Origin of the sequence: Rhodanobacter sp. B05, from assembly GCF_002001085.1 — a bacterium.
GTDB lineage: Bacteria > Pseudomonadota > Gammaproteobacteria > Xanthomonadales > Rhodanobacteraceae > Rhodanobacter.
On the sequence record NZ_MUNU01000017.1, the window covers coordinates 47,663 to 69,162 of the forward strand.

9 protein-coding genes are annotated in these 21,500 nt (G+C 68.0%); all 9 read left to right on the top strand.

The genetic code is table 11. The features are described 5' to 3' along the window. Nucleotides 1–52: 52 nt before the first annotated feature. Complete coding sequence (locus B0E47_RS11610; RefSeq protein WP_077514432.1) at nucleotides 53–982, top strand: cupin-like domain-containing protein; 930 nt, start codon at nucleotides 53–55, stop codon at nucleotides 980–982. A gap of 242 nt (nucleotides 983–1,224) precedes the next feature. Next, nucleotides 1,225–2,148: a cupin domain-containing protein gene (locus tag B0E47_RS11615; protein WP_077514433.1), complete on the top strand. Its 924-nt coding sequence runs from the start codon at nucleotides 1,225–1,227 to the stop codon at nucleotides 2,146–2,148. 107 nt (nucleotides 2,149–2,255) lie between these two features. Beyond that, nucleotides 2,256–9,440 carry a polyketide synthase gene (locus B0E47_RS11620; RefSeq protein ID WP_254422931.1) on the top strand — a complete coding sequence of 2,395 codons (7,185 nt, stop codon included), beginning with the start codon at nucleotides 2,256–2,258 and terminating at the stop codon, nucleotides 9,438–9,440. Continuing rightward, nucleotides 9,437–15,895, top strand: a complete 6,459-nt coding sequence (locus B0E47_RS11625; RefSeq protein ID WP_077514435.1) for a non-ribosomal peptide synthetase — start codon at nucleotides 9,437–9,439, stop codon at nucleotides 15,893–15,895. The genes B0E47_RS11620 and B0E47_RS11625 overlap by 4 nt, the downstream gene beginning before the upstream one ends. A gap of 37 nt (nucleotides 15,896–15,932) precedes the next feature. Further along, complete coding sequence (locus B0E47_RS16895; protein WP_139351445.1) at nucleotides 15,933–16,223, top strand: hypothetical protein; 291 nt, start codon at nucleotides 15,933–15,935, stop codon at nucleotides 16,221–16,223. Continuing rightward, nucleotides 16,211–17,473 (top strand): O-antigen ligase family protein, encoded by a 1,263-nt coding sequence (locus B0E47_RS11630; RefSeq protein ID WP_077514436.1) that lies wholly within the window; start codon nucleotides 16,211–16,213, stop codon nucleotides 17,471–17,473. The genes B0E47_RS16895 and B0E47_RS11630 overlap by 13 nt, the downstream gene beginning before the upstream one ends. After that, the gene (locus B0E47_RS11635) at nucleotides 17,470–19,020 is read left to right on the top strand and encodes an oligosaccharide flippase family protein (protein WP_077514437.1); all 1,551 of its coding nucleotides are present in this window, start codon (nucleotides 17,470–17,472) and stop codon (nucleotides 19,018–19,020) included. The genes B0E47_RS11630 and B0E47_RS11635 overlap by 4 nt, the downstream gene beginning before the upstream one ends. Continuing rightward, nucleotides 19,017–20,387 (top strand): phenylacetate--CoA ligase family protein, encoded by a 1,371-nt coding sequence (locus B0E47_RS11640; RefSeq protein ID WP_077514438.1) that lies wholly within the window; start codon nucleotides 19,017–19,019, stop codon nucleotides 20,385–20,387. Before B0E47_RS11635 ends, B0E47_RS11640 begins: the two co-directional genes overlap by 4 nt. Continuing rightward, nucleotides 20,384–21,493, top strand: coding sequence for a glycosyltransferase (locus tag B0E47_RS11645; RefSeq protein WP_077514439.1), 1,110 nt, complete (start codon nucleotides 20,384–20,386; stop codon nucleotides 21,491–21,493). The genes B0E47_RS11640 and B0E47_RS11645 overlap by 4 nt, the downstream gene beginning before the upstream one ends. The last annotated feature ends 7 nt before the right edge of the window (nucleotides 21,494–21,500 follow it).

A 21,500-nucleotide genomic window follows, 5' to 3' on the forward strand; every position in this document is an offset into this window, starting at 1 on the left:
TGAGGTCGGCGTATAACAACTGCGTTGGCTGCCGAAACCTGGGGGGTATCGCATGCTTGGCCAGTTCATTTCCCCGGAACAATATGCCTCACTGCTGGACGACGGGCACCGCCGCGCCGCGCCACTGCTTGAGCTCGAGGCCGGCATGTTCGACAAATACAATCGCGAGCCATTCTTGGTCTCGCACCGGTTGGCCGAGCATCCGGACTTCTCGCTCGAGCGACTGCTTGCGCTGTGTCGGCGTCTGCCGTCGAGGCAAGTTCTGTTTCGGGTGGCCGACATTCCCGGCGACGTGGAGTTGGACACGTCGTATGACCGATACAAGCGGGACCTGACCCTGGACGACGTGATCGACCACTTTGAGGAGCGGCAGGCTTACATTTGCATCAACAATCCGGAGCGGGACCCCGCCTACCGGCCGATCATCGAGGGCCTGCTCGCCGAGCTTGCTGCCCAGGTCGATCCGCTGGATCCCGGGATGACCTGGTATTCGACCTATGTCTTCATTTCCGCGCATGACGCGACAACGCCATACCACATGGATCGGGAGATGAACTTCCTGTTGCAGATCCGCGGCGGCAAGACCGTGTATTTGTGGAATCCTGCTGACGCCGACGTCATGACCGATGCGCAAAAGGATTACCTGCTCGCCTACGTGGGCAGCCGTCCGCCGTACAAGCCTTCGATCGAACCAAAGGCTGCGGTATTCCAGCTGCGACCCGGGCTCGGCGTGCATCATCCGTTCATCGCGCCACACCGGGTCCATACCGGGTCCGAGCTGTCGATCTCGCTGGCAGTCACCTTCAGGACCCGGCGTTCGGACACCTGGACGCGGGCGCACCAGTTCAATACGCGCTTGCGGCGGATCGGGCTGAGGCCGGGCCCGGTTGGGCGCGTGGCGTGGGTGGATCGCGCCAAGGCGACCGTGACGCGAGCGTGGCGCCGCGCCAGGCGTGCGTTGCCCGGCCAGAAACGGGATTGACTCGTCCGTTCGCTTACCCGGATGGACCCTCGATGTAGTAGCCTGTCGGGGCTGTCCAGGCCAGCCTGCGGCGCGTTCTCGCACGTCGTCAAACACTGCGCATGAAGGTTCATGCGCTGGCCGGGGCGGAAGCATCCAGACGAGACGATGGCCTGTCGGGGCCATGGTGGCGTGACTGACTGCAGCGTCCAGTACGAGGCTGGACGCGGTTCGGATTGGCGCTGGCGGCGGAGGGGGGGAGCATGAACAGCAGCGTGGTTGAACGCGTGAGTGTCGATTGGGCGGAATTCGATCCGTGGCGCATCCGTCCGGTTCGGCATCGCTTGATGGAGCACCCCTTGCTGCAACTGGACGCCCTGACCGAATTGGGCAAACGGCAGGAAGCCAAGGGGCGCGTGCGCACCCACAGCAGCGGCGCCGGACCGGGCACCCCGTTCAACGTCGCGCCGCGGCTGCACCCGCATCGCATGTCCGCCGCCGATACCTTGCGAGGCATTCGCGATGCCAAGGCGTGGATGTCGCTGTTGAACGTCCAGTCCGACCCGCTCTATCGCACGCTGGTGGACGAGGTGCTGGACGGGCTGAAGCCGGGGATCGATTCGCTCGATCCGGGCATGTGCTATCGCGGCGGCTGGATCTTCATCACCTCGCCGAACACGGTCACGCCGTTCCACTTCGACAAGGAACACAACTTCATCCTGCAGGTGAGTGGGCGCAAGACGCTGCATGTGTGGGATCACCGCGACACCGTGGCCGCCAGCGAACGCGCGCGCGACCGCTTCCACGCGTATCACCAGCGCGACCTGCTGAGCTGGGATGAATCCTTGCGCGAGCGCGCCCAGATGTTTCATCTGGAGCCCGGGGCCGGCGCCTACATGCCTTCCACCAGCCCGCACATGGTCGAGACCGGCGACGAACCATCGGTCACCATCAGTTTCACCTACTACACACGTGCCACACGCAGGAGAAGCCTGCTGCACCGGGCCCACGAACGGATGCGCGAACGCGGTATCGAGCTGGCGCCGGTGGGCACCAACGCGATGCTGGATGCCTGCCTCCACGCGGGCTACCGGACGCTGGACGACACGCGCGAATGGGTGCGGCGCAGGGTGGGCAAACCAGCACGCTCGGATGGTGCGGCATACGCCATCACCGGCGCGCTTTGAGGACAGGGATGACTCCTCGCTGGGGGAGCGGGCACCAGGCAATTTCCATGACACTTGCTACCCTCGGACAGTCTGGCGCAACGCTTTCGGGCGCGTCCTTGCTTGACGTGTTGGTGCGTGCGCCAACCGTGGCCGGCGCGGTCGCGCGGCAGCATTTTTCGTGCCCGCTGGACGCGTCGGTGATGGCGGCGCTGGAGACGCGTGCCAGCCGGCTCGAACTGGAGCCGGCGACGCTGCGACGCATGGCGCTGGCGCTGCTGGAGTCGCGCCTGACCGGACAGTCGTGCCTGGCCGTGCACACCGCGGCTGGCCCGCAGCTCCAGGCCGTCCCGGCCAGCGCCGATCTCGACGCCTGGCTGACCGGGGCGGCGGCGTTACCCTCATCCGACGCGCCCGACGCCACGCCGTCGCTCGATGCGGCGAGCCAGGCGTGGGCGGACGCTGGCGAGGTCGGCGGCGTGCCGCTGCTGTGGTCGGTCCGGGATGCCGGGTTGCACGCGAACTTCGAGACAGCCGTGTTCGACACCGCCATGGTGGCGCTGCTGGCGGCCGGACTGATCGAGGTTCTGCGCGGGCTGGGTCGGGCCTCGCGGCTGGAAGAGGTGTCGCCGCTGAGCCAGGCAGAGCGCGAACGCATCGTGCTGGAGTGGAACGCCACCGCCGTGGAGCGGCGTGCGCAGGATACCGTGCACGGTCTGTTTGCGGCCGGAGCGCTGGAGCATCCGGACGTCATCGCCGTCGCTTGGGCAGGTGGCGAACTTTCCCATGCCGAGCTGGATGCAAGCGCGCAACGGGTGGCCGCCGGCCTGCTGGCTGCGGGAGTCGGCACCGGTGCGCTGGTCGCCGTGCTGCTTGAGCGTTCGCCCGCAGCGATCGTGGCCATGCTGGGCATCCTGAAAGCCGGCGCGGCCTATCTGCCGCTGGATCCGACGCATCCCCCGGAACGCCTCGCGTTTGCCATCGCCGATGCGCAGGCCAGCCTCGTCGTCGTGGCTGGCGCGGCACCGCAGCTGGCGGGGATCGCCGCACCGATCCTGTCCGTGGAGCAGTTACAGCAGGCGCAGCCGACCACCACCTTGCCGGTGCTGGAAGGCGCGGCGTCGGCGTATGTGATGTACACCTCTGGCTCCACCGGCGCGCCGAAGGGCGTCGAGGTTTGCCATCGCGCGATCATCCGGCTGGTCCGCGACGTGCGATACGTCGAGTTTGGCCAGCATCCATGCGTCTTGCATGCCGCGGCGCTGACCTTTGATGCGTCGACCTTCGAGATCTGGGGTGCCCTGCTCAACGGCGGCACCTGCGTGATTCACGACGAGCGCATTCCCAGCGGCGCCGGGCTGGCCGCCACCATCGAACGCCACGCCGTGCGCATCGCGTGGCTGACTGCCGCGTTGTTCAACGCGATCGTGGATGACGATGCGCACGATCTGCGCGGGCTCGGGCAACTGCTGATCGGCGGCGAGGCCTTGTCGGTGGCGCACGTGCGCAAGGCCGGTGCGGCCTTGCCCGGTACTGTCATCATCAACGGCTACGGCCCCACCGAATGCACCACGTTTTCGGCAACCTACGAGGTGCCGCCCGGACTCGCCGCGGATGCGCGCTCGATTCCGATCGGCCGGCCGATCGCCAACACCACCCTGCAGGTGCTGAACGCACGCGGCGAGTGCGTGCCGGTGGGCGTGGTGGGCGAGTTGTACATCGGCGGGGCCGGCGTGGCGCGTGGTTATCTGCATCGCCCGGAGTTGACCGCCGAACGCTTTGTGCGCGACCCCGGCGGCGCCACCGAGGAGCGCTTCTACCGCACTGGCGACCTGGTGCGCTGGTTGCCCGAAGGCGTCGTCGAGTTCATCGGCCGGGTCGATGGCCAGGTGAAGATTCGTGGCTACCGGATCGAGGTCGGCGAGATCGAGGCGGCGCTGCAACGCCTGCCCGGCGTGCGCGCCTGCGCGGTGCTGGCCCGCGAAGACCGGCCGGGGCAGAAACGTCTGGTCGCCTACTACGTGGCCGCCGATGAACAGGTCAGCGCACCACGATTGCAGGCACAGCTCGCGCGCGAGCTGCCGGACTTCATGCTGCCGGCGGCGTATCTGCGGCTGGCTGCGCTGCCGGTCACGGCCAACGGCAAGCTCGATCGGCGTGCGTTGCCAGCGCCCGATCGGCAGCGTCCGGAATTGGCCGGCGCCTGTGTGTCGGCGATCGGCGCGGTTGAACAGCGGCTTTGCGAGCTGTTTGCCGATCTGCTCGGGCTGGACCAGGTCGGCCGCCACGACAATTTCTTCGACCTTGGCGGCAACTCGCTGCTGGCGGTACGTGCGCTGGCGCGCATCCGCGATGGCGCCGCCGCGAACCGGGCGGCGACGCCGACGATCACGCATTTCTTCGCTGCGCCGACGCCGGCTGGCCTGGCGGCGATCATCGAGGGACGGGCCGAAGGCGGTCCTGCCGGCGCGCGCATGGCGCGCGGTCGGCAGGTCGCCGATGACGAGCCGATTGCCATCATCGCGATGGCCGTGCGGTTCCCGGGCGCGGACGACGTCGAGGCGTTCTGGCAGAACCTGTGCGCCGGGCGCGAGTCGATCACCCGCTTCGAGCCGGCCGAGCTCGACTCGTCCATCCCGGCCAGCTTGCGCGACGACCCCGCCTACGTGCGTGCGCGTGGCGTGATCGACGGCGTGGAGATGTTCGACGCCGCGTTTTTCGGCATTCCGCCGCGCGAGGCGGAGCTGATGGATCCGCAGCAACGGATTTTTCTGGAGCTGTGCTGGGAGTGCCTGGAACGCGGCGGCCATGTGCCGGATGTGCACGACGCGCCAGTGGGCGTGTTTGCCGGCATGCACAACGCGACCTACTTCCAGCGCCATCTCGCCGCGCACCCGGATCTGGTCGACAAGCTGGGCGCGTTCCAGGTGATGCTGGCCAACGAGAAGGATTACATGGCGACCCACGTCGCGCATCGGCTCAACCTCACCGGACCGGCGATCAGCATGAACACCGCGTGCTCCACGTCGCTGGTGGCGATCTGCCAGGCGGTCGATGCGTTGCGCGCTGGGCGCTGCACGATGGCGCTGGCGGGCGGCGCGTCGATCACCTGCCCGCCGCGCAGCGGTTACCTCGCGCAAGAGGGCACCATGCTGTCGCCGGACGGCCACACGCGCAGCTTCGATGCCCAGGCCGGCGGCACCGTGTTCAGCGATGGCGCGGGCGTCGTGTTGCTCAAGCGCCAATCCGACGCGCTGGCCGACGGCAACCCGATTCATGCGCTGATCCGTGGCGGCGCGGTCAACAACGACGGCGGCGGCAAGGCCAGCTTCATGGCGCCGAGCAGCGCCGGGCAGGCGGCGGTGATCGCGATGGCGCTGGCCGACGCCGGCGTCGACGCACGCAGCATCTCGTATGTGGAGACGCACGGCACCGCCACGCCGATCGGCGACCCGATCGAGCTGGAGGGCCTCGTCAGCGCGTTCCGCCAGAACACCACGGACCGCGGTTTTTGCCGCATCGCTTCGCTGAAGAGCAATGTCGGGCACATGGTGATCGCCGCTGGCGTGGCGGGCGTGATCAAGACCGCGCTCGCGCTGCGCGAGCACCAGATTCCGCCCACCTTGCATTACCACGCGCCGAACCCGTCGATCGACTTCGCCGGTTCGCCGTTCGTGGTCAACGCGCAGTTGAACGAGTGGGAGGCCGGGGATGGCCCGCGGCGTGCCGGTGTCAGTTCGTTCGGCGTAGGCGGCACCAATGCACACGTGATCCTCGAGGAAGCGCCGCCGCGACCGGCGTCGACGGCGGCCGTCGGGCCGCAGTTGCTGCAACTGTCGGCGCGTACGCCCGCGGCGCTGGCGCTGGCGGCCACGCGCCTCGCTTCGCACCTGCGCGAGGAGCCCGGGGCGAACCTGGCGGATGTGGCGTGGACGCTCGGCGTGGGCCGCAAGGCATTCGCGCATCGGTTGGCGCTGGTGGCCGACGACGTGGACGCTGCCGTGGCGCAGCTCGCCAGTGCCGACACCGCGCGGGCGGCGGCGGGCGGCCTGCCGGCACGGGCCAGCGACGTGGTATTCATGTTTCCCGGCCAGGGTGCGCAATACGCCGGCATGGGGCGCGCGCTGCATGTCGGCGAGCCGGCCTTCCGCGACGCGCTCGACGAATGCGCCGGGCTGCTGCGCGAGGAGCTGGGTTTCGACCTGCGCGAACGCATGTTCGGCGACGATGCCGACGCCCTGCTGCCGACCGCGGTGATGCAGCCGGCGATCTTCGCGATCGAATACGCGCTGGCCCGGCTGTGGTTGAGCCTGGGTATCGCGCCGGCTGCGCTGGTCGGCCACAGCATCGGCGAGTTCGTCGCGGCGACCCTGGCGGGCGTGTTCGAACTGCGTGACGCCCTGCATCTGGTGGCGCGCCGCGGGGCGCTGATGCAAGCGCAGCCGGGCGGCGCCATGTTGTCGGTGCGTTTGCCGTGGGCGGCGCTGCAGGCGCGTCTGCCCGCGGATTTGTCGCTCGCGGTGGAGAACGCGCCTGCGGCCTGCGTCGTGGCCGGGCCGCACGCGGCCATCGCCGCGTTCCAGGCGGCGCTCGATGCCGACGGCGTTGCCTGCCGCCTGCTGCAGACCTCGCATGCGTTCCACTCGGCGCAGATGGAACCGGTCGTCGCACCGTTCCGCGCGGAAGTGGCGGCGGTAACCCGCCGCGCGCCGCAGCTGCCGTGGGTGTCCACGCTCAGCGGCGACTGGATCGGCGCCGACGAGGCGGTTTCGCCGGATTACTGGGCCAACCACTTGCGCCAGCCGGTGCGCTTCGCCGGCGCGCTGGGCCAATTGCTTGCTGCGCCGGCGCGCGTGTTGCTGGAGGTCGGGCCGCGATCCACGTTGAGTTCGCTGGCGCGACAGCGGCTGGGCACCCAGCGCGTGCCGGTGTCCGCGCTCGCGACGCTGGCCGACACGGCGGCCGCCGAGCTGGCCAGCTTCCGTCTGGCGGCCGGCCAGCTATGGTGTCGCGGCGTGGCGATCGCGCCCAATCGACTCGATCGTCGCCACCGCCGCCGCTTGTGCCTGCCCACCTATCCCTTCGAACGCCAGCGTTGCTGGGTCGAGGCGGCCGCCGTCCGCGCTCCCGCGGTGACGCCGTTGACGCCCGTGCTGGTTGCCGTGCCACCTTGCAGCGAGAAACCTGTCATGCCGATTGCGCCCGCCCTTGCCGCCGGGGATCGCCGCCCGCAATTGATCGTTCAGTTGAAGGCGGCGTTCGAGGACGTGGCTGGCGTCGATCTGGCCGATGCCGACGCCGCCGCGCACTTCATCGAGCTGGGCCTGGACAGCCTGATGCTGACCCAGATGGCGCTGCATCTGTCCAGGTTGTTTGCGGTCAAGATCACGTTCCGGCAGTTGATGACCGACGCCTCGAGCCTGGCGCAACTGGCCGACTTGCTGGACGCACAATTGCCGGCCGCGGCGGTCGCGGCCGCTGCGGTGCGGGCGCCCGCGGGCGCGGCATTGCCGCCGGCTCCCTCGGCATGGGCGGCTACGGGATCGATATCGGGGAGTGACATGAATACGGATTACGTGCAGCAGGTGATCGCGCAGCAGATGCAGTTGATGGCGCAGCAGTTGGCGCTGTTGGCGGGCAACCCGAATCCGCCGACAGGTGCGCTCGCGGCGCCGGCGGCGAGCCTGCCCGCGCTGCCCGCGGCAGTGGTGGCGCCGGTCGCACCGGCGGCGGTGGATGAGGAGACCGCGCTCGCGCACACGAAATACGACGTCAAGAAGGCGTTCGGCGCCATCGCCCGGATCAACACCGCGGGCGACCTGCAACTGACGGCGCGGCAGCAGGCCAGGCTCGACCAATTCATCCAGCGCTATGTCGCCCGCACTCGAAAATCCAAGGAGTACACGGAGGCCGAGCGGCCGCACATGGCCGATCCGCGCGTGGTCAACGGCTTCAGGCCGATGCTCAAGGAGATCGTCTACCAGATCGTGATCGGCCGCTCCAGGGGCTCCCGCTTGTGGGACCTGGATGGCAACGAGTACGTCGATGCACTGAACGGTTTCGGCATGAGCCTGTTCGGCTGGCAGCCGGATTTCGTGATGGAGGCGATCCGCCGCCAGCTCGACCTGGGCTACGAGATCGGCCCGCAACATCCGCTCTCCGGCGACGTGGCGCGACTGATCTGCGAGATCACCGGGCATGATCGCGCGGCGCTGTGCAACACCGGCTCGGAGGCGGTGCTGGGCGCGCTGCGCATCGCCCGCACGGTGACCGGGCGCAGCACCGTGGTGCTGTTCAGCGGCTCCTATCACGGCATCATCGACGAGATGATCGTGCGCGGCACGAAGAAACTGCGCGCGGTGCCGGCGGCGCCGGGGATCATGCGCAACACCGCCGAGAACGTGATCGTGCTCGATTACGGCACGCCCGAGTCGTTGCAGATCATCCGCGAACGCGCGCACGAACTGGCGGCCGTGCTGATCGAGCCGGTGCAGAGCCGGCGCCCCGATTTCCAGCCGGTGGAATTTTTGCGCGAAGTACGCGCGATCACCGCCGCGACCGGCAGCCTGTGCATCTTCGACGAAATCGTCACCGGCTTCCGTGCCCATCCGGGCGGCACCCAGGCCCTGTTCGGGATCCAGGCCGACCTGGCCACCTACGGCAAGGTGGTGGGCGGCGGCTATCCGATCGGCGTGATCGCCGGCAAACGCGAGTTCATGGATGCGCTCGACGGCGGCGCCTGGCAGTTCGGCGACGACTCGGTGCCGACCGTGGGGGTCACCTATTTCGCCGGCACCTTCGTGCGCCACCCGCTGGCGCTGGCCGCGGCCAGGGCGAGCCTGCAACACATCAAGGAGCAGGGCGCCGGCTTGCAGGAGCGCCTGAACGCGCGCACGTCCGCGATGGTGGCCGAGCTCAACGCATTCTGCGACGAAGTCGGCGCGCCCATCGCGATCAAGCACTTCGCGTCGGTGTGGCGAACCCAGTTCCTGGAGGATCACCCGCTGCAGGATCTGCTGTTCGCGATGATGCGCAGTCGCGGCGTGCACATCCTCGACAATTTCCCGTGCTTCTTCACCACCGCGCACAGCGAGGCGGATTTCCGGCAGATCACCCAGGCCTACAAGGATTCCGTGCTGGAGCTGCAGGAGGCCGAGTTCCTGCCGCGCAGCGTGGCCACCTCGCGCACGGTGATGGATCCGAGCCGGCCCCCGCTGCCGGGCGCCCGGCTCGGCCGGGAACCGGATGGCCGGCCGTGCTGGTTCGTGCCCAATCCCGCGCAACCCGGTAAATACATGAAGGTGGGCGCATGAGCACGCACGACCGCGGTGAGCACGGCGCCTTGAGCGCGGTGGATTACGACCCGTTCGACGCCGGCGCGCTGACCCGCGTGGTGCCGAGCACGGAGCCGCAACGCGAGATCTGGCTGGCGGCCAAGCTCAGCGCCGAAGCCTCGCTGGCGTACAACGAATCGGCGGGCCTGCGCCTGCACGGCACGCTCGATCGCGGTGCGCTGCACGCGGCGCTGCAGGATCTGGTCGGTCGGCACGATGCACTTCGCGCCACGTTCGGCCCGGATGGCGAAACCTTCTGCGTGCTGGATGGCTTGTCGCTGGCGATGCCGGAAACCGATCTCGCCCCGCTTGCGCCCGCCGGGCGCGCGGCGGCGCTGGACGCGCGCCTGCGGCACGCCGTGGAAACCCCGTTTGACCTGGAGCACGGCCCGTTGTTTCGCGCCGAGCTGGTGGCCTGCGCCGGCGACGACCACGTGCTGATCCTGACCGCGCACCACATCGTCTGCGACGGCTGGTCGTGGTGGGTGATCGTGCGCGAACTGGCGGCGTTGTATGCCGAGCGCACCGGCGTGGCCCCCGCACCGTTGCCGGCGGCCGATTCGTTCGCCGACTTTGCGCTGCTGCAGGCGCGCGGCTCGGAGCAGCACGCGCACATCGAGGACGAAGCGTATTGGCGGAGTTGTTACGCCGATTCGATCCCCGTGCTCGATCTGCCGGCCGACCATCCGCGCCCGGCGCTGCGCACTTTTGCGTCGGGGCGCGTGGATCACGTGTTCGAGGTGGCCTTGATGTCGGCGATCAGGAGTGCCGGCGCGCAGCATGGCGCCAGCGTCTTCGCGACCTTGCTCGGCAGCTTCGCGGCGACCCTGGCGCGGATCGCCGGCCACGCCGAGGTGGTGATCGGCATCCCGGCCGCGGCGCAGGCGATCGACGGCCACGACCATCTGGTCGGGCATGGCGTCAACCTGCTGCCGTTGCGGTTTGCGCCCGATCCGGCGGCGCCGTTCACGCAACTGCTTGGCGCGGCCGCCGCCACCTTGCTGGACGGACTCGAGCATCAGCAGTGCACGTTTGGCAGCCTGTTGAAGAAGCTCGGGGTCGAGCGCGATGCGAGTCGATTGCCGCTGGTCAGCGTGCTGTTCAACATCGACCAGGCGCTGGATCACGAAAGCGCGACGTTCCCCGGCCTGGCGCTGACGTTCGCCGGCACGGCGCGCTCGTTCGAGAATTTCGAGCTGTCGATCAATGCGGTGCAGGAGCACGGGCAATTGCGCCTGGAGTGCCAGTACAACCGCGACCTGTTCGATGCCGACACGGTGCGCCGCTGGCTGCGCGCGTACGAGACCTTGTTGCGCGCTGCGGTGGCGCAGCCGCAGCTTGCGCTGGGCGAGCTGCCGCTGGTCGATGCCGCCGGGCGCGCCGAACTGCAGGCGTTGCAGCCGCCTGCCACCCCCTTCGACATCGAGCAGCGCGCCCACGAAGCGTTCGAGGCGCAGTGCGATCGCGCGCCGACGCGCATCGCCGTGCGCGCCGGCGCAACGGCGCTGACCTACGCCGAGCTGGAGGCGCGCGCCAACCGCATCGCGCATTGCCTGCGTGCCCGCGGCGTGCATCGCGGCGCGCTGGTCGGCATCGCGCTGGACCGCGACGCCGACATGCTGGCGGCGCTGCTCGGCGTGCTCAAGAGCGGCGCCGGCTACGTGCCGCTGGACCCGGCTTTCCCTACCGAACGCCTGACCTATATGGTCGGCGACGCCGGTCTCGCCGCCTTGCTTACCCACAGCGCCCATGCCGACCGGTTCGATCTGCGTGGCCGACCGGTGCTGGAACTGGACCGGCTCGAGGCGGAACTGGCGGCCTTGCCGGCTGCCCGGCTGGGCCGCGATGCCGAGGCGGCCACGCCCGATGCGGTGGCCTACGTGATCTATACCTCCGGTTCCACCGGCCAGCCCAAGGGCGTGCTGGTGCCGCATCGGGCCACTGCCAATTTTCTGGCCGCGATGCAACGCGCGCCGGGCCTCGCGGCGGAGGATCGGCTGGTGGCGGTGACCACGCTGTCGTTCGACATCGCGTTCATGGAATTGCTGTTGCCGCTGTGCGTGGGCGCCCAGGTGATCCTGGCCAGTCGCGATGAGGTGCGTGACGGCGTGGCGCTGCGCGCGCTGGTGGAAGCCAGCGCGGCGACGGTACTGCAGGCGACACCATCGGGCTGGCGGCTGCTGCTGGAGTCGGGCTGGCAGGGGCACCCCGGTTTCAAGGCGATTTCCGGCGGCGAGCCGCTGTCGCTGAACCTCGCCGAAGCCCTGCTGGCGCGCTGCGGCGAAGTGTGGAACGGCTATGGCCCGACCGAGGCCACCGTGTATGCGACGTTCTGGAAAGTGCAGAACCCGCGGGACGGCATCGTGATCGGCCGTCCGGTCGCCAATACCAGCGTGTGGATACGCGACGAGCAAGGCCAGCTGTGTCCGCCGGGCGTGCCGGGCGAACTGTGGATCGGCGGATGCAGCGTGGCGCTGGGCTATCTCGACCGGCCGCAGCTGACCGCCGAGCGCTTCGTCGTCGATCCGTATGCGGGACAGGCCGACGCGCGCCTGTATCGCACCGGCGATCGCGGCCGCTGGCTGGCCAACGGCAACATCGAACATCTGGGCCGGGTCGATTTCCAGATCAAGCTGCGCGGCTACCGCATCGAACCGGGCGAGATCGAGGCGCACCTGCTCAGTCGGCCGGAGATCGCCCGCGCGCTGGTGATCGTGCGCGAGGACCGCGCCGGCGACGCCCGCCTGGTGGCCTATCTGGTCGCCGCGTCTGCGGCGGCGGTGGACGAGGCATCGCTGCGCGGAGCACTGCGCGAGTTGCTGCCCGACTACATGATTCCCCAGCACTTCATGCTGCTGGATGCGATTCCCCTGCTGCCCAACGGCAAGCTGGACCGCGGCCGGTTGCCGCCGCCGCTGGATACGGGCGCCGGCCCGGTCGCCCGGGTGGCGGCGCGCGACGAGCTGGAACAGCAAGTGGCGACGGCGATGGCGGACGTGCTCGGCAGTGCCGGCTTGGGCGTGCACGACAACTTCTTCGAGCGCGGCGGCCATTCGCTGCTGGCCGCGCGGCTGGTCGCGCGGCTCAATCGCGAGCTTGAGCTCGGACTGCCGTTGCGCAGCGTCTTCGATGCGCCGACGGTGGCCTTGATGGCAGCGGCCATTCGCGCCGTGCAGACCGATGGCGCGCCTTCGCACGGCATGCCGCGATCCATCCCGCGACTGGCCGACCGGACTGTCGCGCCGGTTTCGCTGAATCAGCAACGGATGTGGTATCTGGAGCAGATCCATCCCGGCCGGGTGGTCTACAACGCGCCATCCGCGCACCGTTTGCGTGGCGCGATGAACGAGGCCGCGTTCGAGCAGGCGCTGCGCGAACTGGTGCGGCGCCAGCCGACCTTGCGCACCTCGATCGAGCCGGGCGACAAAACCGCCATCCAGCGCATCCATGCCGAGCTCGCCTTCGAGTTGCCGCTGGAGGACCTGTCCGGATTGCCCGACGACGAGCGCGAAACGACGCTGGCGCGACGCCTCGACGAGTTGACCGCCGAACCGTTCGACCTGGCCAGGCCGCCGCTGTTCCGCGCGCGTCTGTTCCGGCTCGGCGCCGAGGAGCACGTGTTCTATTTCGCGGTGCATCACATCATCTGGGACGGCTGGTCGTTCGACCTGCTGTACGAGGAAATGTCCAGCCTGTATGGCGCGTTCTGCGCCGGCCGGCCCACGCCGCTGGCACCGCTGAGCGTCGAATACGGCGATTTCGCCGCATGGCACGGGCAATGGATGCGCGGCGAGGAGCTGGAGCGCCAGCTGGATCATTGGCGACAGCATCTGGCCGGCAAGCTCGAACCGCTCGAACTGCCGCTCGATCGCCCGCGCCCGCCACGCATGACGGGTGCCGGCGCCACCGAATGGATCCATCTGCCGGCCGCGCAGCAGACGGCATTGCACCAGTTGGGCCAGCAGGCGCAGTCCACCCTGTTCATGGTGCTGCTGGGCGCCTGGTACGTGCTGTTGCAACGCTTGAGCGGCCAGCACGACCTGATCGTGACTACCCAGGTGCGCGGACGCGACACGGCGGAGCTCGAGCGGGTGATGGGCTATTTCGCCAATGCGTTGCCGCTCAGGGCGCAGCTGGATCCCGGGATGTCTTTCATCGAGGTGGTGCGCAAGATGCGCAGCGTGGTGCTCGATGCATTCGCCTATCCCGATGTGCCGTTCGATCACCTGATAACCGAACTCGATGTTCGCCGCGACGACAGCCGGCCGCCGATCAGCCAGGCCATGTTCTCGTTCCAGGATGTGCGCTTGCGCCCCGACCATTGGGGCGATCTCGCGCATCAGAACATCCCGCTGTTCCAGCATGGCGCGGCCGACGACGTCGGCCTGTGGTTCATCGAACATGGCCACGGCTTGGCGGGTGGGCTCACCTATGACACCGACATCTTCGATGCCTCCAGCGCGGCGCGCTGGGCCGGCTATCTCAAGCAGATACTGGCGCAGGCGGTGGCGAAACCGGATACCACGCTCGGCGAATTCGAATTGATGGACGCCGCCGAGCGCCAACAGCTGCTGCAGGGCTGGAACGCGACGGCGATGGACTACGACCGCAGCCAGGGCCTGCCGACGCTGATCGAGGCGCAGATGGCCAGGACGCCGCAGCGGATCGCGGCGGAGTGCGGAGGCGAGCGGATCGACTACGCCGGCCTTGATCGCGCCAGCCGCAGCTTGGCGGCGGCGCTGGGGCGCCGTGACCTCGGTCGGGGCGACCGCATCGGCGTGTGCGTGCCGCGCAGCCTGTCGATGCTGGTGGCCGTGCTCGGCGTGCTGCGCAGCGGCGCCGCCTACGTGCCGCTGGATCCGACCTTTCCGCCCGAACGCCTGCAGTACATGGCCGAGCATTCACGCCTGCGCCATGTGCTGGTCACCGACGCCGGGCTGTTGCCTTCGGCGGTTGCCCAAGGGCGTGAACTGCTCGGTGTGGACGCGCTGGCGGCGGAGCCTGCTGGCCCCGCAGGCTTGCCGGAGGTACGCGGCGACGATACCGCCTACGTGCTGTACACCTCCGGCTCCACTGGCAAGCCCAAGGGCGTCGGCATCCTGCATCGCAACCTGGTCAACTTCCTGCTGAGCATGGCGCGTGAGCCGGGTTTCACCGAGAATGACACGTTGTGCGCGGCCACCACGCTGTCCTTCGACATCGCCGGGCTGGAGCTGTACCTGCCGCTGATCGTGGGCGGGCGCATGGTGATCGCCACCGACGAGGAGCAGCACGAGCCGCACCAGATGTGGGAGCTGATCGATCGCAGCGGCTGCAATGTGCTGCAGACCACGCCGTCCATGTTGCGCCTGCTGCAGGACACCGGACAGGACCGCGCCGTGCATCAGCTGAGCCTGTTTGTCGGTGGTGAGGCGCTGCCGCTGGTGGTCGCCAACAGCATGGCCGGGCGTTGCCGCGAGTTCTGGAACCTGTACGGTCCCACCGAGACGACGATCTGGTCCACCGTGGCGCGGATCAAGCCGGGCATCAACGTGGTGCCGCTGGGCAGGCCGATCGCCAACACGCAGGTTTATGTGCTGGACGCCCGCCTCCGCCCGCTGCCGCCGGGCGTCATCGGGGAAATATGGATCGCAGGCGATGGCGTTGCCGCGGGTTATCTGTTCCAGCCCGAGCTCACCGCCGAACGCTTCGTCGACGATCCCTTTGCCGGCGGCGCGGCACGCATGTACCGCACCGGCGATCTCGGCACCTGGCGTGATGGCGTCCTGTACTTCCATGGCCGCGCCGACCACCAGATCAAGGTTCGCGGTTTTCGCATCGAGCCGGGCGACATCGAGGCCGTGGCCGACAGTTACCCGGTCGTGCGCGAATCGGTGGTGGTGCTGCGCCAGTTTGGCGCCAACGACGCGCGCATGGTGCTGTACGTGGCGATTGACGGGGACATCGAGACGACTGCGCGGGCGTTGCGCGAGCATTTGCGTCAGCGCCTGCCCGGCTACATGCTGCCGCAGCACATCGAGGCGCTGGTGGAGCTACCGAAGACGCCGAACGGCAAGATCGATCGCAAGGCGTTGCCGATGCCGGCGGCTGCCGTCGCCGTCGCGGAGTCCAGATCGGCACCAACGGAACCCACGGCAACCGCGGAAACCATGACCGACCCGCGCGAGCTTTACCTTGCCAACATCTGGCGCGAACTGATCGGTGTGCAGGATATCCGTCGCAGCGACAACTTCCTCGACCTGGGTGGGCATTCCATGCTGGCGGTCGAGTTTGCCACCCGGGTCAGAAAGGAGACCGCGGTGAGCCTGCGACTCCTGAATATCGTCACCGGTACGCTGGCATCATTGGCCGTGGAGCTGCCCAGGGATCGTTCGGTGTCGACCTCGGAAGACTCCCTGTGGTCGCGCTTGCGCAAGCGTCTGGGACGGCGTTGAGGTGTTCGACCGACGAGAAGATGCAGGGGTGTGCCGCGTGACAGGCAGCAGGAATGACCTGATACCGCACATCGGCGGCTGGTACTATCGCGACATGTCGCGGCGGCATCGCCGTGCATCACGACTCCCGGGCAGAACATCGGTTGATCGGCGTCACGACGACGTGCCGCACGTTCGAAGGTTGGTGCGCGATGCATTGCGCGGGCCCGTGATCAAACGCAACATGGAGCCGGGCTGGCTGGATGCAAAGCCGATCTCGATCGACTGGCTGGGTCACTTCATTCCGAGTCATGCGCTCGATCCTGATCAAGCCGAATGTTCATACTAAGTCTCCTCTATCTCGCGCTCACCATCGTTCGACCGCAGGACTACTTGCCCGCGCTGACCGGCATTCCGCTGTTGCCGGGAGTACTCGGCCTGGCGTTTCTGGCATGGGCGATCAGCGGCAAGAAGCGCCTCGACGCTCCGCAGTTCTTGCTGCTTCCGGTGTTCCTGCTGGTCGGCATGGTCTCGATGGTCGCCAACCACTGGGCCGGCGGCGCGATTGAATTCCTCGTGCGTTTCGGCCCGATCGTCATTGCGTTCTTCGTCTTGGCGGCGGCCTGCACCACCCAGCGCCATGTGACCATCGCCATGACCGTGTTCGTGCTCTGTGCGGCCGTGCTCGCCGCGCACAGCATCCAGCAGGCGAACACCGGGGTAGGCTGGACGGGCATGACCATCGGCGAGGATGGGCGCGTTCGCTACGTGGGGATCTTCAACGACCCCAACGATCTCGGTTTGCTGTTCGTGGCGACGCTGCCCATGGCCATTTTCCTCAGCGGTCTTGGCGGTTTCCTGCGTCGCGTTTTGTGGCTGACTGCCGCGGCTCTGCTGCTGTACGGGATCTACCTGACCAATTCGCGCGGTGCCATGCTCGCGGTGCTGGTGGTGGGCGGCATCTTCATCTGGCGGCGTCGCGGCATGTTCACCGCCGGTGTCCTCGGCGTGGCGGGGCTGCTGGTCATGCGCTTGCTGTCCTCGCGCATGCAGGAGCTGGATCCCGACGAATCCTCCGCCTTCGGGCGGGTGGATGCCTGGTATGAAGGTATCCACATGTTCTTTTCGAATCCCTTGCTTGGCGTCGGGCCCGGCAACTTCACCGATTACAATCAGCTGACCGCGCACAACTCCTGGGTACTGGTGCTGGCCGAAACCGGGTTCGTCGGCTACACCCTGTGGCTGGCGTTCGTCGTTTATGGTTTCTGGATGATGGTGAACGTCATGCGATACCAGCCCGATGCGGTCGCTGCCCCCGACCAGGAACGCCTGTTGCAGGGCGAACGCAGCATGGCGTTCACCTTGCTGCTGTCGCAGTACGGCCTGTTTGCCGCCGCATTCTTTCTCAGCCGCAGCTACACCGTGGTGATGTACCTGCTGATCGCGGTGGTGGTCGGTCACTATCTGGGGATGCGACAGCGCTGGCCGGAGTTGCCGATGCTCCGGCTGTCCGACCACTGGCTACGCTGGATGATGGTGTCCGTGGGCAGCATCATGGCGTTGTACGTCATCACCACCCTGATGCTGATCGGCACATGAGCACTCGCAGCAGCGCCTTGCGCAACACGTTGTTTTCCTCGGTCGGGATCTATGTCGAGTACTCGCTTGGCATGCTGGCGGCGATCCTCATCGCCCGGCAACTGGGCCCGGATCACTATGGCATCTACGGCCTGTTCATCTGGTTCGCCGCGGTGGGCGTGGTGGCCACGAACTCGGGGGTCACCACGGGAGTGATCAAGTTCGTCGCCGAGTTGCGGGGATCGCAGCAGGAACACCTGATCGTGCCGGTACTGGCCTATCTGCGGCGGATGCAGGTGTGGCATCTGCTGATCGTGATGGGGTTGGCCCTGGTGCTGTACCTGCTGTTCGGCGAACGCTTTGCTGCCGAAATGGGAGTCACCGAGTTCGCGATGCTGGCCGCGGCGGTGGCGATGCGCGCGCCCTACATGTTCAACATCGCGATCGCCAAGGGCTTCGAGGCGTTCGATGCCACCGCGAAGGTGAGCATGCTGTCGGCGCCGCTGAATCTGCTGATGGTGATCACGGCGATGCTGCTGGGAGCGTCGATATTCTGGTTTCTGGTGGTGTACCTGATTTCGAGTGCCGTGTTCCTGCTGACGTCGCGTCACCAGGCACGCCGGCTGCTGGCGCCGCATGCGAACCACCATGCCGTACCCGACCAGTTGCAGCAGCGGGTTCGCCGACATCTGCGCATCGTGTCGGTGACGATCATCGTCGGCTTTCTGATCGCCAGCGACGTGGAGATCCTGTTCCTCAACATGTTCGACAGCGCCGCCTCCGCGGGCTACTTCAAGGTGGCCTACCAGCTGGCGACGGGAATCATGTTGCTGGTGCCCGGCGTGTTCGGCGCCGTCCTGTTGCCGATGATGGCCAAGGCGCAGAGTCAGGGGCGCGAGGCTGGCGGACGGCGCTTCGTCGCCGTCACCAGTTATCTCGCCTTGCTGGCGGCGCCTGTGGTGGCCTTTGGCGGCACCTTTTCCGGCCCGGTCATCGCCCTGCTGTACGGCGCGTCATACGCCACCGCGGCACCGGTATTCGCCTGGTGCCTGTTCGCCTGCGCCATGGGCACGCTGATCCAGGGCGCCACCAGCCTGCTGGTCAGCGCGGACAGGCAGCACGTTGTGCTGATCCTCACGATTGCGTTGGGCGCGCTCAAGATGCTGCTCGATTTCGTGCTGATCACGCGCTTCGGGCTGTACGGTTCGGTGGCCGCCATCGTGATCGAGTTGCTCGTCATCGCGACCTCATACCTGACCATCGCCGTGCGTATCAGCGGAGTGCAACTGGAGTGGCTGCGCCTGTTGCGCATCGTGCTGGCCGCGGCGCTGGCAGCCGGTCTCGCCGCGCTGGTACGTACGCTGCAGCTGGCGCCGATACCGACCCTGCTACTTGGCGCTGCCGTGTTGAGTGGAACCTACCTGCTGCTGACCCTGGTGCTGCAATGCTGGAGCCGCGCCGACATCGTACAATTGCAAGGCCTGCACGAGCGGTATGCAGCCGGCCGTCCGCGCCTGTTTGGCCGCCTGCTCGACTGGGCCGGCGCGCGCGCGTGGGGGGAGCCATGAAAGCATCCTGGTACGAGAAGGCATTCAGTCGCGTGCTCTACCCGGCATGGGAAAGCGGCCTGCTGCGTCGGCACACCTTGTCCCACCTGGCCGACTACCAGCGGGATCAGTGGCTGGCGCCCGAGCAGATCGCCACGCTGCAATGGCAGCGTCTGCAGCGTTTGCTGGAGCACTGCGAGCGCGAGGTTCCGTACTATCGACGACGCTGGCGCGAGTTGGGCATCACCGCGGCGGACATTCGCAACCTGGACGACTACGCGCGGCTGCCGCTGCTGACCAAGGCGGATATTCGCCAGCACTTCGACGAGCTGAAGGCGGATTCCTGGCGCGAGCGCCTGCTGTACAAGGCCACCGGCGGCTCGACCGGCGACCCGATGCGCTTCGGCTATACGCGCGAGAGCTATGAGCGACGCACTGCGGTGATGTGGCGCGGCTACGACTGGGCCGGCTCGCGCATGGGCCGGCGCACGCTGTTCCTGTGGGGCGGGGCGGTCGGCGAGCCGAGCCGGCTGCAGCAGTTCAAGGACCGCGTGTACAACGCGGCCTTCGCCCGCCACGTGCTGAACAGCTTCAACATGACCGAGGCCAACATGGCCGGCTTCGCCGATGCGATCGATCGCTACCGGCCGCAGGTCATCGTGGGCTATGTCGGTCCGCTGGTGCGGCTGGCGCAATGGCTGATCGCGCAGGGGCGCAGGATCCATGCGCCGCAGTCGATCATCGGCGCGGCCGAAGCCCTGCACGAGTTCCAGCGCGAGATCATCGAACAGGCCTTCGGCTGCCCCGCCTACAACACCTACGGATGCCGCGAGTTCATGCTGATCGCCTCCGAATGCGAACGGCGCGAAGGCCTGCACGTGAATGCGGATCACCTGGTGGTCGAGCTGCAGCGGCCGGCGCATGCGTCCGGCGAGCAGCCCGGCGAGGTGGTGATCACCGACTTGTTCAACTACGGCATGCCGTTCGTGCGCTACCTCAACGGCGACGTCGCCACGGCGAGCAGCCATGCCTGCAGTTGCGGGCGCGGGCTGCCCTTGCTGCAGCGTGTCGACGGCCGCCTGCTCGATGCCATCCGCACGCCGGCCGGCCATGTGCTGCCCGGCGAGTTCTTTCCGCACATGCTCAAGGACGTGCCGGGGCTGCTGCGTTTCCAAGTTGTGCAGCGCCAGCTGGATCGACTCGACTTGTCGCTGGTGCGCGGTGCCGGTTTCGACGAATCGTCGCTGTCGTACATCCGCCGCGAACTGGCCAAGGTGGTCGGCGACAGCCTTGAACTGCGCTGCCATTTCGTCGACGAGATCCCGCTGACGCCCAGCGGCAAGTGGCGCGTCTGCATTTCCGAACTGCCGGCCACGCCTGCGGCATGAACATCGTCCACGTCGTCGAGAATCTCAATCGCGGCGGTCTCGAGCGCATGGTGATCGATCTGGTGACGATGCAGCAGCGGCAGGGGCACGCGTGCCGGGTGGTTTGCCTGTTCGAAGCGGGCGCGCTGGCGCACGAGCTGGCCGAACAGGGCGTTCCGGTGCTGGCCTGCGGCAAGCGTCGCGGCGTGGATCTGCGCGCCCTGACGCGGCTGCGGCGGGCGCTGTCCGCGCACGCCGCAGAGGTGCTGCACACCCACAACGCGGTGGCGCACTATCACGCGGTCTGGGCCAGTCGTGGCCTGGCCATCCGGCGGGTGCTCAACACCCGTCACGGCATGGGCGCGAATCGAGGTTCCGGTCGTCGCGAGTGGCTGTATCGATGGGCGCTGGCGCGCACCGATGCCGTGGCCACCGTGTGCGTGGCCGCGCGCGACGATGCGGTGCGCCGCGGCATCGTGCCGCCGGAGAAGGCCCGGGTGGTGCCCAACGGCATTCGGGTGGAGCAGTTCCAGCCGGCTTCGGCCGAGCATCGCTTGCGCGTGCGGCAAGCGCTGGGGCTGACGCCGCAGACACGCCTCATCGGCAACGTCGGCCGGCTCAACTGGACCAAGGATCAGGCCAGCCTGATCCGGGCTTTCGGCGCGGTGCAGCGCCAGGTCGCCGACGCCGTGCTGGTGCTGATCGGCGACGGCGAGCTGCGCGCCGAGCTGGAGCAATGCGCCGCTGCCGAGGGAGTAGGTGAGAGGGTTCTGTTGCTGGGAGACCGCAGCGACGTGCGCGACTTGCTGCCGGGGCTCGACCTGTTCGCCTTGTCCTCGTTGAGCGAAGGTTATTCGATGGCCTTGCTGGAAGCCTGCGCCAGCGCGCTGCCGATCGTCGCCACCGCGGTGGGTGGCAACGGCGAGATCGTGCGCGACGGGATCAGCGGGCGGCTCGTCCCGGCCGGTGATCCGGCGGCCCTGGCCGGCGCGATGATCGCCTTGCTGGAAGCGCCCTCGTCCGCTTGGGCGCTCGGCGCACAGGCGCGCGCGTGGGTGGAGGCCGAAGGCTCGCTGGAAAGCATGGCGGCCCGCTATGCCGCGCTTTACCGCGACGCGGCGAAGTGAGGCGACG